Genomic DNA, 14670 nt, shown 5'->3' on the forward strand with positions numbered 1-14670 from the left:
ATTTTTCTGAAGTCGTGCCGTTCAAGGAGCCTTTTCTTGTGGTAATTCAAGGTTTCAATTTAAGTGCATATCTTACAATTCCTGTGGTATTAAGTCTTTTGGCTGATGGAGAGGGAATAAAAGTATCTTTAGTTAAAAACGTTCGTCAGGTATCTACTAACAAGGAAATTATTTTATCCAACCGTCAGCTAATCAGTATTAGGGCAACTCCAAAAACATACTATGTTAGTGGTGTTGGAAATGACACAAATAGCGGACTCTCTATTTCATCCGCCTTTAGAACAATTCAAAAGGCAGCAAATCTGACTAACCCTGGCGATACAGTATTGATTATGAACGGAGTGTACACAAATTTAAGAAAAGCTGGTAGTGCAGTAAGTATTAGACGTTCTGGAACTGCAAATGCATGGATTAAGTATAAAGCATATCCCGGTCATTTCCCAAAAATTCAGCACAATACATGGAACGGTATCTCGATTTCAAATGGAGCTTCATATATCGAGATAAATGGGCTGGAGGTAATAGGAAATAATGCCAATATAACCCTTGATTATGCGATGAGTCAGAAGACTAACAAACAAAACCCGCTAACAAATGGAAACTGCATCAGTGTGGATGGACGAACAAATGGTCATAGTCACCATATACGTATTGTCAACAACAAAGTACATAAGTGTGGAGGAGCAGGCATTTCCGCTATTCAATCGGATTATGTAACAATAAATAATAACGAAGTGTTTGATAATGCCTGGTATAGCGTTTATGGTAACAGTGGCATTTCAATTTTGAATAGTTGGAACTCTGACAAGAAGCGGGGATACAAGATATTTGTTACTAACAACAAAACCTACAACAATCGTATGTACATCCCTTGGATTGCAGTCGGAAAGATCACAGACGGTAATGGTATTATTATCGATAGTTCTAGAAACGATCAAAATAACTCCAAATTGGATGCATATAAAGGATACACTTTAGTTCAAAATAATCTTGCATTTAATAATGGTGGGTCGGGTATTCATGCATTTTTAAGCGAGCATGTTGATATTGTAAATAACACAGCTGTTTTAAATAATCAAAGTCCAGAACTTAATGGCGGGCAAATATTTGCTTATACATCATCTGATGTCAGAATTCTTAGGAACATTCTTTATGCTTTCCCTGGAAAAAATATTAATAATAAGACTAAAAATAAAAACGCTGTTTATGATTATAATATTTACATGAATAGCTCTAAAATAAATGTTAAAGGGCCTCACGATATTGTTGCAGGCTCACAATTTTTAAGCAAGTATCCCACTCTAAAAAAAATATCTGGCAATTGGAAATCGCGGTTAGATAGACAAAATCCGCCGACACGGCCTTATGTAGAATCTAAGTCGGCAGGTTTTGCCTGTGGGACAGTGACTTATCGCTTGCAAGGAAAACTCATCAAAGTGGGATGCTCTCGTTAGCAATCAGGCAGGAAAGATTTATCCCGAATTTAAATGCTCTAACCTCTTGGACAACCATTGAGAATTTTTGCAGTTGAGAGCAACCTGCCGAGATATTGGCGATATTTAGCTCGTAATCTCGTAATTATTAAATGATTTGAACCCTACATAGATGCAAGGTGTAGGTCGTCTAGTAATCACTTCTTCAATCCTCTACTCTACGACGCCGCCGACGCGGCTTTTGTTGTTGGTCTTCACGCAAGCGACGACCGACTTCGTTAAAGAAATCCCGACGCAGATAAGGATAATCGCTAACCCACAGGTCACGATTGGGAAAGTATATATCGCTAAATTCATCAATACTGCTCAAATCTGGGCGATTTGACATCACTACCATTTCTGCAATTTGACCGCGAGTAATAACTTTGTGGGCAGGACGTAATGGCGCTACAAACTCAATGCTAAATCCTGTGTCATCACCTACCTCTAAATTTATCTGTTTTTCTCGGTTTTCTACAATCACCAATTCGCCTTTGTTGTTGACTGTTTCGGTTTTACCTATCAACTGGTCTGTAATCCACCAATCTAGGACTCGACCACGGAAAAAGCCGCCGTACTTATAACGACGGCATTGTAAATTCCGCATACTTGCTTGAAACACTGGATACCACAGCCAAAAAAAAGCGCTAATTACCCCTAGTACAAATACTATTGAAGCAAACTCAAGCTTGAAAATAACTGTTACAAGCAAAATAACAACTACCGCAACTACAGAAATTAACAGCCGTTGCAAAAAATTTGAGAATTTCCCCCAGTAGTACTTGTACTGCAAACCAGTGGCAATTAGGGGGACAACTTGTTCAAATTTCTGGCGAGTCAGTGGTACTAACATGAGTGCTAAGTAATGAATGCCCAATAGTGAGTTTAAAGTATCTTTTCTAATCCATATACTAACGACTTTAGCGCTAAGACTTTGCGAATCGCTAGTAGCACTCCTGGCATATAACAAGCGCGATCGCTCGTATCATGTCGTAAAGTATAAATCTGCCCTGCTGCGCCAAAAATCACTTCCTGATGGGCAATCAATCCCGGCAAGCGGACGCTATGAATTCTAATTCCTTCATCTGCGATACTGCCCCTGGCTCCTGGTAATTTCTCCGTTTCTTCTACAACAGCAGGGTTAAAAGTTTTACCCAATTCTCCTAATAACTGCGCTGTTTGAATGGCAGTACCACTGGGTGCATCAGCTTTTTGGTTGTGATGCAGTTCGATAATTTCCACATGGTCAAAATATTTTGAGGCTGCGATCGCAGCTTGTTGCAACAGTACCATGCCAATGGAAAAATTAGGAATAATTAGGCAACCAGTGCTAGCTTTGTCGGCAAAATCTGCCAAATCTTGAATTTGTTCTGGACTTAACCCAGTAGTGCCGACTACAGGACGAATACCGTAAGCGATCGCACTGCGAATATTGTCATAAACTGAATCGGGATGGGTAAAGTCTACAATCACCCCTGGAGGAGACTGTCTGTCACCAGCCACATATCCCAACATCGGTTCTAATTGATTGGTAATTGGCACTTCCAGAGGTTCGCTTAAACCCGCCAACTCCCCGGCATCTTTATCTTGATGTTCTAAACTGTAGTCAATTGCACCCACTAGGTTTAAATCAGGCGCTTGTGCCACCGCCTTAACCACTTCACGGCCCATTTTGCCAGCAGCACCGTTGACAATAACCGGGATAGGAGCTTGATTCGTCATAGGTCGAGAAATACTTTTTGAGTCAACAAAGGAATTGTAAAGACTTTCGCGATCTAGTAGCTAGCTTCTCAAATCTCTGGCTTAATTCCACCTACCCTGAATTGTGCAGCTAATCGCTTAGTTTTTCTACTCCCCAAAACATCGGTTCTCGCTTTCATTGCACTATCCACCCAGTAACCCGTTTTATTTGCCGATCGTACTGTTTTGATAAGTATTCCTTATAAATTATATTAGCCTTTGTTTGTCAAGTCTAATTGACCATTTGTAATATTATTGTTATATTTCTTTACATAGCTTAGTAAAGCCCTAGAGTAAGCTGCATAGCTAAAATTGCACCTTGTCTATTACCTATATAGTTTTGGTTGCATTGGGTGTTAACTAAGAAAAACAGACTTCGGTTTTGCAATATCCCATCGACATTTGGACTTCTCCCATTTACCTCGGCTATCAAGTCGGGGTTTTTTATGTTCTCGATTATTTCCTTATTTCTTTAACTTTCCTCAGCAAATGGAATAGGGCGATCGCTACATCGTGCAGGAGTTTCTAAAATATAATTTTCTTCAGCACAGATTTGACGTAATTCTGCAAAAGCGTCTGCGAAGGAAGAGACTTTTTGTTGCTGATGCCAAGCAAGGAAGGCTTGAAAAAGTTTAAGTTCTACGATCGCAGCAACTAATTTGTCCTGCTTGAAGATTAATTGAGGTTCTGATGCGATCGCATCAATCACCTCTAGCAGTTTTTGTTGTGCTTCGTCAAGTTTCCAGTTCATTTGTTTTAAATGTTGGACTGCTGATTATAACTTAACGTAACTTTAGATATCGCTTGGCATAAACCCAGATAATCTTGATTAATGTGCGATCGCGGCAATTATTCCGGCGTTAGCAAAGCTTAACGTACCCCTACGGGGAAGCAAGCTACGCGTAGCGTCTCGCAGAGAAGTTATCGCTTTTGCTGTTCTACTTGCTGGACTTGTGCAACATCTAAATCCAAGGCCTGCGCTATCTGTTCTACAGTTAAACCCAATGCTAAAAGTTTAGGTACAGCTTCTAATTTTGCTTCTAAACGTCCTTCTTGGTAAACCCGCGTTTGCTTTAAATCGCTTAAGCCAAACATTGCTTCTATCTCCTTGCGACTCATTTTGGGAAATTTATAAACTAGGATTGTCTCAATCAATTCTAATAATTGTTTTTGTGGAAGTTGCAAATTTAATGCTTGCTGGGTGCGGTTGATTAATTCCTTGGCGCTGTTAATGGCTGTATCTTCGTCTTCAATTACTAATTTTATCGTAGCAATGCCTATTGGTAAGGATGCAGTTGAGCCTAATTCATCTAAGTAAATTCTACTGATACGCTGGCTGTGGAAGAATTCTATGAAATCTTCTTTCTCACCTATATCTATATCTCTGCTGGGATAAATCACCACTCCTCGCCAAGGATTTTTGCGTCTATTTTGGCGTAAGTATAAAGAAATTTCTGATACTAAGCGTAAGTAAATCTCTATGTCTGGTTGAAATTGAACCTCGACAAAATAAATCGGCACTTCTCGATCTTGGATGGGCAGAAATACACCATCAATTCTGAAAGCTGTTTGTTTGACTTCAACTGAAGAAAATTGGTAGAGATTCGCTGTCTCGCCTGAGTTGCCAATCAGTTCAAAGAAGATATGGGGAAATTCTTGAAACAGACGATAAAAGATGCTGTCAGTTTTCACACTTATATTTGCTCAATTAAAGTCAATATCACCAAAGTCTTGTAATTGAATAAGCATCAAATGCTGTATGTGCACTAACAATTGGAATATTCTCTACTATACGATTGAGAGCGTGTTTAACTTCGCCAACAAATGCGTCTCCTATATCGAGGCTAATATGAGCCAACCATATTGATTTTAGTTTAGGTTACTTCTTCTGTATTCAGATAAATACTCAAAACAGCGATCGCAGCACTCACTACTTTAGCCGCCAAATTTTGATGGTCTTGTCATCACTACCACTAACAAGGGTTTTGCCATCTGGGCTAAAGGCGACGGAAATAACCCCCTGAGAATGCCTATTGAGAGTGCGGATTTCTTCTCCTGTTGCCAGATTCCACAATTTGATGGTGTTGTCAGCACTACCACTGGCAAGGGTTTTGCCATCTCGGCTGATGGCGACGGAAAAAACCCCGTCAGAATGCCCTGTTAGGGTGCGGATTTCTTCTCCTGTTGCCAACCACTGGCAAGGGTTTTGCCATCTCGGCTGATGGCAACGCAAATAACCCCGTCAGAATGCCTATTGAGGGTGCGGATTAGCTCTCCCGTTGCCAGATTCCACAGTCTGATGGTGTTGTCAAGACTACCACTGGCAAGGGTGTTGCCATCTGGGCTGATGGCGACGGAATAAACAAAGCTAGAATGTCCGGTGTTCGCGTAGCGTTCCGAAGGAAGGGTGCGGATTTGCTCTTTGGTTGCCAGATTCCACAGTTTGATGGTGTTGTCAGCAATACTAGCAAGGGTTTTGCCATCTGGGCTGATGGCGACGGAATAAACCGAGTTAGAGTGCCTTGTGAGAGTGCCTATTTGTTCTCCGGTTGCCAGATTCCACAGTTTTATGGTGGTGTCAAAACTACCACTAGCAAGGGTTTTGCCATCTGGGCTGATGGCGACGGAATAAATCAAGCCAGAATGCCCTGTAAGGGTGCGGATTAGCTCTCCTCTTGGGATATTCCACAGTTTGATGGTACTGTCAGCACTACCACTTGCAAGGGTTTTGCCATCTGGACTAATGGCAACAGAATAAACCCCGCCAGAATGCCTTGTGAGAGTTCTTTGTAATAAAACTCCGCTTGGTATGCTGGCAATTATAGATATCGGATTAGTTGGAAACAAGCCATAGCGAACAGAACCATAGATTTGAGTTCCAACTATTGTAATAGCAGCACCCACCAATAATCTTGTTCTCCAATTAATATTTTGTCTAGATGGCTTTTGTAGCGGTACTTTTGGCTTTACTGGTGCTGGTGATGTTCCAGTTTGATGCTGATGAAGCAATGTAGCAGGGAATGATGATGCTGGTTGATTTTCAACTACTGGCTGAGTTGGGTGTACTGTTGAAAGTGATGGTGACGGTGAACTAAAATCCTGTAAAACTTCCTCAGCAGATTGGTAACGTTGCTGATAATCTGTTTGCAGTAACTTATCAAGAATCTTCTCCAATTCGCTGCTTTGTGGTTGTTGCAAATGCTGCCGCCAAGAAGAAACCCACCCATAACCTTGTTGTTCCCACATTATCCAAGGGTGAATTCCACTCAGTAAGTGAAAGCAAGTTGCACCAACACTATATAAATCACTTGCTGGATAAGCTTTACCATCCTGTATTTGTTCTAATGGCGCATAACCAGGGGAACCAATTCTTGTTACTGGGTTAGTGATAACTGTCATGGTGAGTTGCTTGGAAATCCCAAAATCTATCAACACTAACTTGCCGTCAGTGCTGCGACGAATGATATTTTCTGGTTTGATATCGCGGTGAATAACTTTGTGCTGATGAACCTTTTTCAGGATATTTAATAAATCAAGCAAAACTTCCCAGATTTTTTCTTCGTTGAAAGTTCCCTGTTGTTTTAATTCAGCTAATAAATTCTGCCCGTTGATAAACTGCTGCACTAAATACAGATTATTTTCTTCTTCAAAGTACGCCAACAGCGTCGGAATTTGCGGATGTTCTCCTAGTTGTTGCAGTCGCCTTGCTTCTTGCTCAAATAGTTCTGTGGCTTTGTTTATTGCCGCAGTTCCCTGCACTCGTGGCGCAAATTGCTTGATAACACAATATTCATTCAGCTTGTCTAAATCTTTTGCTAAATAGGTGTTAGCAAATCCGCCACTTCCTAGTAATTGAATTGGGCGATAGCGGTTTCTCAACACCACCAATCCTGTGCCGCAGTTAGAGCAAAACATTGTGCGATCTTGGATTGGGCGGATTATCGCAAGCTGGATTTAGGCAGCAGATCATAACTGTGCATCTATAAGCAAATGTAATTATTATCCCTTAGCTACAAGTTATTCCTTGGAGAAATTGCAAAAGATTAGATAAATTCAGTTATGGAAACTTCCTTTCTCTCACTTCCACAGCATAATCTTGTACAGCTTTGGTAATCGTCTCGCGCAAATTCGTGTAAACTTTGGCGAATGGTGGATGCTTCTGGGCAAGTCCGAGGATATCTGAGGTAACTAAAACTTGTCCATCGCAGTGAATTCCCGCACCGATACCAATTGTGGGAATACTTAATTTTTGTGAAATCTGCATTGCTAAATCTGCGGGGATATGCTCTAACACGAGAGAAAATACACCCGCTTGTTCGAGAGCGATCGCTTCAAGTAAAATCCTCTCACTGGCTTCTTGCGTTTTACCTTGTTGTCGCAAACCCAGTTGATGTATCGATTGCGGTGTCAAACCCACATGACCCATAACTGGAATTCCGGCTTCTACTAGACGAGCCACAGTTTCGGCCATTGCTGGATAGCCACCTTCTAACTTTACCGCTTGAGCGCCTGTTTCCTTTAGTACCCGCCCAGCTGAGTGCATCGCTTGTTGGAGACTTTCTTGATACGTTAGAAATGGTAAATCTACAACTACTAATGCCCGTTTAACCCCACGGCGTACAGCTTTAGCGTGGTATATTATTTCATCCAAAGTTATCGGCAGTGTTGTTTCATACCCTAAAACTACTGCCATAGAATCACCCACAAGGATTAAGTCTACACCAGCTGCGTCCAGGAGTTGAGCGATCGCATAATCCCAGGCAGTCAACGCCACAATTGAACGTCCCTGTTGTTTCCATTGAATTAATTGCTGGGTAGTGATTGCCATTGCCAATTTTAGATTTTAGATTTTAGATTTTGGATTTTTTGTCCTTTGTCTTCTGTCCTTAGCAAATGACTAATGACAAAGGACAAAGGACAAATGACTAATCATTTAACGGCGCGACTGAAAGCAATATGGGGTTTTGCACTGTCCGTTTTGGGCATTAACCACGCTAGACCTTCACTAGTACCAATCCATAATTTATTGCCGATGTCAGGTGCAAGGGTAAGAACCCGACTAGAAGGAAGTCCAGCAACTTCTGAGTCTAATACAGCTCCTGTATTTGGATTTAATCGTAACAAACCATTATTAGTCCCGACCCAGACGCTACCATCTTTCGCAAAACGTACTGCTGTCACGTCACGCCCACGCAAACGAGTTACAGACCGCAACACTGCACCAGTTTTTGGGTTAATAACTAGCAAATTATTCGGCATTCCCGCCCAAATTAACCCTTCTGGACTAATAGCTAAAGCTTGTACAGTCGTTCCTGGTAAATCGGCTATTCGCTTCATAATCGCAGCACTAGCAGTATTTACCCGCACCAATCCATCCAGAGTACCAACCCACAAATGACCTTCAGCATCTAAAGTCAGGGCGTTAGCACTGACACCAGGCAGATTTTTTAATGTTGTCATAATCAAGCCTTGGTCGGGACTAATGAGAGCTAAACCGCTATCGGTTCCAGTCCACAAATAACCCCGTTTGTCAAGTAACAGTGACAACACGCGTTTAGAAGGCAAAAATAAATTTTGCGCGGTGATTTCGTTAGTGCGGGGGTCAACTCGAACTAGTCCCTCATAACTTCCTACCCACAAACGTCCTACTTTGTCTTGGGCTAAAGCCCCAATGGCAACATTTGGTAAGCTAACACGAGAAATAATCTTGCCGGTTTTAGGATCGATCCGCGATAATCCCCGCCAAGAACCTACCCAAAGATTACCTGTAACATCTCCCAATAAATTACCAACACGATAATCAGTTTTTGGCGAATTTTCTTCAACTCCCCGCTCATCAGGCAAAGATTCTACTCGCGGTGGCGGTGCGGAAGCTGGGTAAGCGGGGGTTACATCAGATGAATTAATGTCAGGGGTTTTTTGCGCCCATCCCATATTTGGCAAAGCTATCGACCCCAGCAAGATAGAAGTAATTAATAAACTAGTACGCTTGTAAAACAATACCACGGTGACATTTCCTTTAAAGACAGTACCCATAGCATTTACCTAAACTGGCTTTGGGTTAATTTCAGTGTTCCCCTTGCTGGGATTTTTTAAACATTGGGGATTGGGGATTGGGGACTGGGGACTGGGGACTGGGGACTGGGGACTGGGGACTGGGGATTGGGGACTGGGGACTGGGAACTAGGAAATAAATATTTAGGAATACTTTCTCATTACCCAATACCCAATACCCAGTCCCCGAATATCATTAATGACATTTTGTAAAGCTTTTGTAACAAAAAGTTTAAATCTTTATGTAATAACAAAATTAAATAGATAAGTTAAAAACTTTCAAAGAATAACTTATCGAATTCTTGATATATTGTGAAACAAGTTACAAATTACGTGGTGTGCAATTCTTTTATCTTTTGCTCACCACTCTGCTAAATCTCTGTCAAGTAAATTCTTTTCTGGTATTTTTTCCATCAAAGGGAAAGATATAAGGAGTGTAAAGGCGGGAATGTGTGCCAGCCAGCCCAATCCCCTAAATACCCGAATTTATGGGGGAATTATCTAAATCAAGCCGCAAAGTGCGGAAGTTTTGGTGAAATTGAGAAGAGAAGGTTTAGTTGGGTGCGAAGAAGAGGTAAAAAAGAATTTTGATTTTTAGCAAGAGGGAACAGTAGAAGCGCTAGGTCGTGTACCCCTAGAAGGGGAAAACACTGGTGAGGAGGGCTACCACCGCTATCCATTGTGTCCGCCGCAAAAAAACTGCTAACCTTTGCCAAAGGCAACTCCTAACAAAAAATTTTTCCGATCTTCCCCTCGCTCAAGGGGGGCAAGAGCGGGGTGAGGGGAAGTTGCACAAAACGTGATTTGATAATTAACAAGAGTGATTTCAGGGAAGGATAAAATTATGTCTTACGCTCAAACGAAGACTCAGAGCAAATCTGGGTATCAAGCCGGGGTTAAAGATTACAGACTAACTTATTACACACCGGATTACACACCAAAAGATACCGATCTTCTAGCTGCGTTCCGTATGACACCTCAGCCTGGTGTTCCTCCCGAAGAAGCAGGTGCGGCTGTTGCGGCTGAATCCTCCACAGGTACTTGGACAACTGTGTGGACAGATTTGCTCACCGACCTCGATCGCTACAAAGGTCGTTGCTACGACATCGAACCAGTTCGGGGCGAAGACAACCAGTACATTTGTTACGTTGCCTATCCTTTGGACTTATTTGAAGAAGGCTCTGTAACCAACGTATTGACCTCAATTGTCGGTAACGTATTTGGTTTCAAAGCTCTACGGGCACTGCGTCTAGAAGACATCCGTTTCCCAGTAGCTTACATCAAGACCTTCCAAGGGCCTCCTCACGGTATCCAAGTTGAGCGCGACAAGTTAAACAAATACGGTCGTCCTTTGTTGGGTTGTACCATTAAGCCCAAATTGGGTCTTTCCGCTAAGAACTACGGACGCGCTGTATACGAGTGCTTACGCGGTGGTTTGGACTTCACCAAAGACGACGAAAACATTAACTCCGCACCATTCCAAAGATGGCGCGATCGCTTCTTGTTCGTCGCTGAAGCTATCAACAAATCTCAAGCAGAAACCGGTGAAATTAAAGGTCACTACCTAAACGTCACCGCTCCTACCTGTGAAGAAATGCTGAAGCGGGCTGAGTACGCTAAAGAACTCAAAATGCCCATCATCATGCATGACTACCTCACCGCAGGTTTCACCGCCAACACCACATTGGCTCGTTGGTGCCGCGATAATGGTATCTTGCTGCACATTCACCGTGCTATGCACGCTGTAATTGACCGTCAAAAGAACCACGGTATTCACTTCCGTGTATTGGCTAAAGCTCTACGTTTGTCTGGTGGCGACCACATCCACACTGGTACAGTAGTTGGTAAATTAGAAGGTGAGCGCGGCATCACAATGGGCTTCGTTGACCTGTTGCGTGAAAACTACATTGAGCAAGACAAGTCTCGTGGTATTTACTTTACCCAAGACTGGGCTTCTCTACCTGGTGTAATGGCAGTTGCTTCTGGTGGTATCCACGTATGGCACATGCCCGCGCTAGTAGAAATCTTTGGTGATGACTCCGTACTACAGTTCGGTGGTGGTACTCTGGGACACCCTTGGGGTAACGCTCCTGGTGCAACTGCTAACCGCGTTGCCTTAGAAGCCGTTGTTCAAGCTCGTAACGAAGGCCGCAACTTGGCTCGTGAAGGTAACGATATCATCCGTGAAGCTGCCAAATGGTCTCCTGAACTGGCTGCTGCTTGCGAACTGTGGAAAGAAATCAAGTTCGAGTTTGAAGCAATGGATACCGTCTGATCTGGGTTAACAGTTAAGAGTTAAGAGTTAGAAGTAAAGACGCGACGCCAGTCGCTACAACGGTAAGGCAGCGCGGTTTTGGGGGCTTCCCCCATGAGCAGCTGCCTTGGAAACCCTCTTTTGGATGTCACCAGTTGCCTACAGCGCTGGATTCACCGCAACGCGCTGGCTCATTAATCGCGTCTGTACAAGAGTTAGGATTTGCATTAATTCATAACTCGTAACTCATAACTCATAACTCTTCAGGGCTGGGGTCAAGCATGAATCTTAAGCAAATTGCGAAGGACACAGCCAAAACTCTCCAAAGCTATCTGACTTATCAGGCTCTAAGGACAGTATTGGCACAGCTAGGTGAAACTAATCCGCCATTAGAACTTTGGTTGCATAACTTTTCGTCTGGCAAAATTCAAAATGGTGAGTCATTCATTGAGCAACTGTTGCGAGAAAAACCAGATTTGGCTTTGCGAATCATGACTGTCAGAGAACATATTGCGGAAGAAATTGCAGAATTTTTACCGGAAATGGTTCGCACTGGCATTCAGCAAGCCAACATGGAGCAGCGTCGCCAGCATTTAGAACGCATCACACTAATAGACACATCTAACCCCAGTCTGCAACCAGAACAGCAAACACCTTCAGATCGGGATTTGGATAACTTATCCAATTAGTTCGGTCAATCTACTAGTAAAAATCGCAACCCATTATCAAAAGCTATGCAAACTTTACCAAAAGAGCGTCGTTACGAAACCCTTTCTTATCTTCCCCCTCTGTCTGATGCTCAAATCGCTAAACAAGTCCAGTACATCTTGAATCAAGGTTACATTCCTGCGATCGAGTTTAACGAAACTTCTGAGCCAACAGAATTATATTGGACAATGTGGAAGTTGCCTTTGTTCGGTGCTAAATCTACTCAAGAAGTATTGAGCGAAGTTCAAGGATGCCGTTCTCAATTTAACAACAGCTATATCCGTGTTGTGGGTTTTGACAACATCAAGCAGTGCCAAGTTCTCAGCTTTCTTGTTCACAAACCCAACAGATACTAAGTCTAGTCAGTTGGAATTAATCATGGGATAGTTCAAGTCATTTGTTTGTCCCTGTATAGGAGAGGTAGAATTATCTGCCTCTCCTTTTTTTTCAAACAGAATTCAGGAGTCAGGCGATCCGCGAAGCGCAGTCAAGGTGAGCCAGGATTCAGTTGGGAATTCTGTAAACTGACGGATAGCGTAGCGTAAAGCCTTCTCCTGTCGGAGATGCTTTTCTACCAGAAGCGTCTTGATGACTACTGAATTTTGACTTTTGAATTCTTCTTCAAAATTAGACGTTAGGGAACATAAGCATTTATACTTCACCATCTAATACATTATCCGAAGCGTCCCGGTTGGTGGGAGAATAAAGACGAGAAATGATGCAAGCCTTGTGTTATCTCCAGCCCAAAGGAATCTGTAGAAATGTGGAAACGAATTGTATTAATTTTGCTATTGGTGTTGAGCTTCAGTCTGAGTAATTCGGATGTTGCGGCTGCGGCTGGACTCAAAAGCTTTGTAGACAGTGGTGATGGCTATCAGTTTTTATATCCTAACGGCTGGCTGCCAGTTAAAGTTGCCGATGGGCCAGATGTGGTTTTCCACGATTTGATTGAGGTGTCTGAAAATGTTTCGGTTGTGATTAGCCCAGTTCCTGAAGGCAAAACTTTGTCAGAATTGGGAACCCCAACAGAAGTAGGATACAAATTAGGAAAAGCAGCTCTTGCGCCTCCTGATTCTGGTCGTTCGGCTGAATTAGTCAATGCTGCCCAGCGAGAAGTAGACGGTAAAACATACTACCTTTTAGAGTATGAGGTTAAACTCCCCAATCAACAGGAACGACACAACATCGCCAGCGTTGCTGTGAGCCGTGGTAAACTTTTTACCTTCAACGCCTCAATTCCTGAAAAACGCTGGCAAAAAGTTAAACGAATGATTGATGAGGTTGTTAATTCTTTTTCTGTTTATTAATTAGGGAGTAGGGAATGGGGAATGGGGAATTGGGAATGGGGAATAAGAAAGAAACTTAATTACAATGCCCAATGCCCAATGCCCAATGCCCAATTAATAATTTTTCTAAAATCTCATGAAAATTCCACCTTTTGTACTTGCTTCAGCTTCTCCAGCCCGACGCCGCTTGCTGCAAACTGTTGGTATTGAACCAATAGTTCAACCTAGTGACTTTGATGAGTCGCAAATTGAACTAAGTGAACCAGCAGAATTGGTCAAAACTCTTGCCCAGTATAAAGCGGAAACAGTAGCCCCACAGTTTCAATCAGCTTTGATTATAGGTTGTGATTCAGTTTTGTCCATCAATGGTGAAATTTACGGCAAACCAGCAGACTTCTCTGAAGCGATCGCTCGTTGGCAGATAATGCAAGGTAACTTTGGCGACTTGTACACAGGTCACGCCTTAATTGATAATCAGCAAAACCGTACTTTAGTCAAGTCACAAGTCACAAGAGTTTACTTTGCTCAAATGAGCGAGAAGGCAATTAAAGCTTATGTTGCCACAGGTGAACCGCTCAAGTGTGCTGGTGCTTTTGCCATTGAGGGTTTTGGTAGTTTCTTTGTAGAAAAAATTGAAGGCTGCCACAGCAATGTAATTGGACTGAGTTTACCTCTGCTGCGGCAGATGTTAAGTGAATTGGCATACGATGTCACTGATTTCTGGCAGCAATAGTCATTTGTCATTTGTCATTTGTCCAAAGTGAATAACCAATGCCTAGTGCCCAATACTTCTCTACGAGAGGCTACGCCAACGACTACGCTCAGTACAAGTGCCCAAAGACCAATAACTAATAACTAAATTGCCTGATATTGAGTATTGCTTCGCCATGATCTGGAATCCAGGCTAGCCATTCATCTGCTGAAACCGGACACAATAAAAGTGCTTCGTCAAAACTAAAGGGGTTGGGAAGTTGCAAAAGGTTTACCCAAGTAGAAGCTCTTAACTGCTGCAAACCTTCCAGATTCTGTCTTTTTGGTTGCACAGCCAAATCTGGTCTACGAGAATCTAGTTTCATAGCTTTCTATTAGCCTTTACGAATGGGCTAATCCAAAATTAATTCTGTAACCTAGACTACAAAATAAATAATCCTTCTGA

General features: G+C 42.5%; 13 protein-coding genes and 1 pseudogene. 6 read left to right on the top strand and 8 right to left on the bottom strand.

The features are described from left to right. Positions 1-38: 38 nt before the first annotated feature. On the top strand, positions 39-1454 hold the full coding sequence (locus RMX89_RS00835; protein WP_322687587.1) for a right-handed parallel beta-helix repeat-containing protein: 1416 nt from the start codon (positions 39-41) through the stop codon (positions 1452-1454). 184 nt (positions 1455-1638) lie between these two features. Here the strand turns inward: RMX89_RS00835 and RMX89_RS00840 are convergent, their stop codons facing one another. The 7 genes and pseudogenes from RMX89_RS00840 to RMX89_RS00870 all read right to left on the bottom strand — a co-directional run bounded on the left by RMX89_RS00840 (position 1639) and on the right by RMX89_RS00870 (position 9248). Beyond that, a complete protein-coding gene (locus RMX89_RS00840) occupies positions 1639-2325 on the bottom strand; it encodes a phosphate ABC transporter permease (RefSeq protein ID WP_322673520.1) in 687 nt (228 codons plus the stop codon). 32 nt (positions 2326-2357) lie between these two features. After that, positions 2358-3194, bottom strand: coding sequence for a 4-hydroxy-tetrahydrodipicolinate reductase (dapB, locus tag RMX89_RS00845; protein ID WP_322687588.1), 837 nt, complete (start codon positions 3192-3194; stop codon positions 2358-2360). A 490-nt stretch (positions 3195-3684) separates the two neighbouring features. Beyond that, positions 3685-3963: a prevent-host-death protein gene (locus RMX89_RS00850; protein ID WP_322687589.1), complete on the bottom strand. Its 279-nt coding sequence runs from the start codon at positions 3961-3963 to the stop codon at positions 3685-3687. 170 nt (positions 3964-4133) lie between these two features. Beyond that, a complete protein-coding gene (locus tag RMX89_RS00855; RefSeq protein WP_322683118.1) occupies positions 4134-4904 on the bottom strand; it encodes an Rpn family recombination-promoting nuclease/putative transposase in 771 nt (256 codons plus the stop codon). 238 nt (positions 4905-5142) lie between these two features. Next, positions 5143-7182, bottom strand: a pseudogene (locus RMX89_RS00860) (protein kinase domain-containing protein). Positions 7183-7269: 87 nt separating this feature from the next. Then, entirely contained in the window at positions 7270-8040 is a 771-nt protein-coding gene (gene panB / locus RMX89_RS00865; protein ID WP_322683119.1) for a 3-methyl-2-oxobutanoate hydroxymethyltransferase, read from the bottom strand. A gap of 101 nt (positions 8041-8141) precedes the next feature. After that, entirely contained in the window at positions 8142-9248 is a 1107-nt protein-coding gene (locus tag RMX89_RS00870) for a ligand-binding sensor domain-containing protein (protein ID WP_322687590.1), read from the bottom strand. A gap of 862 nt (positions 9249-10110) precedes the next feature. Between RMX89_RS00870 and RMX89_RS00875 the strand changes: the two genes are divergently transcribed. The 5 genes from RMX89_RS00875 (at position 10111) to RMX89_RS00895 (ending at position 14247) form a co-directional block, all read left to right on the top strand. Further along, positions 10111-11541 carry a form I ribulose bisphosphate carboxylase large subunit gene (locus RMX89_RS00875; protein ID WP_322673515.1) on the top strand — a complete coding sequence of 477 codons (1431 nt, stop codon included), beginning with the start codon at positions 10111-10113 and terminating at the stop codon, positions 11539-11541. 260 nt (positions 11542-11801) lie between these two features. Next, positions 11802-12209: a RuBisCO chaperone RbcX gene (rcbX, locus tag RMX89_RS00880; protein ID WP_322673514.1), complete on the top strand. Its 408-nt coding sequence runs from the start codon at positions 11802-11804 to the stop codon at positions 12207-12209. Positions 12210-12254: 45 nt separating this feature from the next. Beyond that, positions 12255-12584, top strand: coding sequence for a ribulose bisphosphate carboxylase small subunit (locus RMX89_RS00885; RefSeq protein WP_069072884.1), 330 nt, complete (start codon positions 12255-12257; stop codon positions 12582-12584). A gap of 405 nt (positions 12585-12989) precedes the next feature. After that, complete coding sequence (gene psbP / locus RMX89_RS00890; RefSeq protein WP_322673513.1) at positions 12990-13535, top strand: photosystem II reaction center PsbP; 546 nt, start codon at positions 12990-12992, stop codon at positions 13533-13535. Between the two features lie 115 nt (positions 13536-13650). Then, complete coding sequence (locus RMX89_RS00895; RefSeq protein ID WP_322687591.1) at positions 13651-14247, top strand: nucleoside triphosphate pyrophosphatase; 597 nt, start codon at positions 13651-13653, stop codon at positions 14245-14247. A gap of 115 nt (positions 14248-14362) precedes the next feature. Here the strand turns inward: RMX89_RS00895 and RMX89_RS00900 are convergent, their stop codons facing one another. Beyond that, on the bottom strand, positions 14363-14590 hold the full coding sequence (locus tag RMX89_RS00900; protein ID WP_322687592.1) for a hypothetical protein: 228 nt from the start codon (positions 14588-14590) through the stop codon (positions 14363-14365). Between the last annotated feature and the right edge of the window lie 80 nt (positions 14591-14670).

The organism is Nostoc sp. DedSLP04 (assembly GCF_034530775.1).
Classification (GTDB): domain Bacteria; phylum Cyanobacteriota; class Cyanobacteriia; order Cyanobacteriales; family Nostocaceae; genus Nostoc.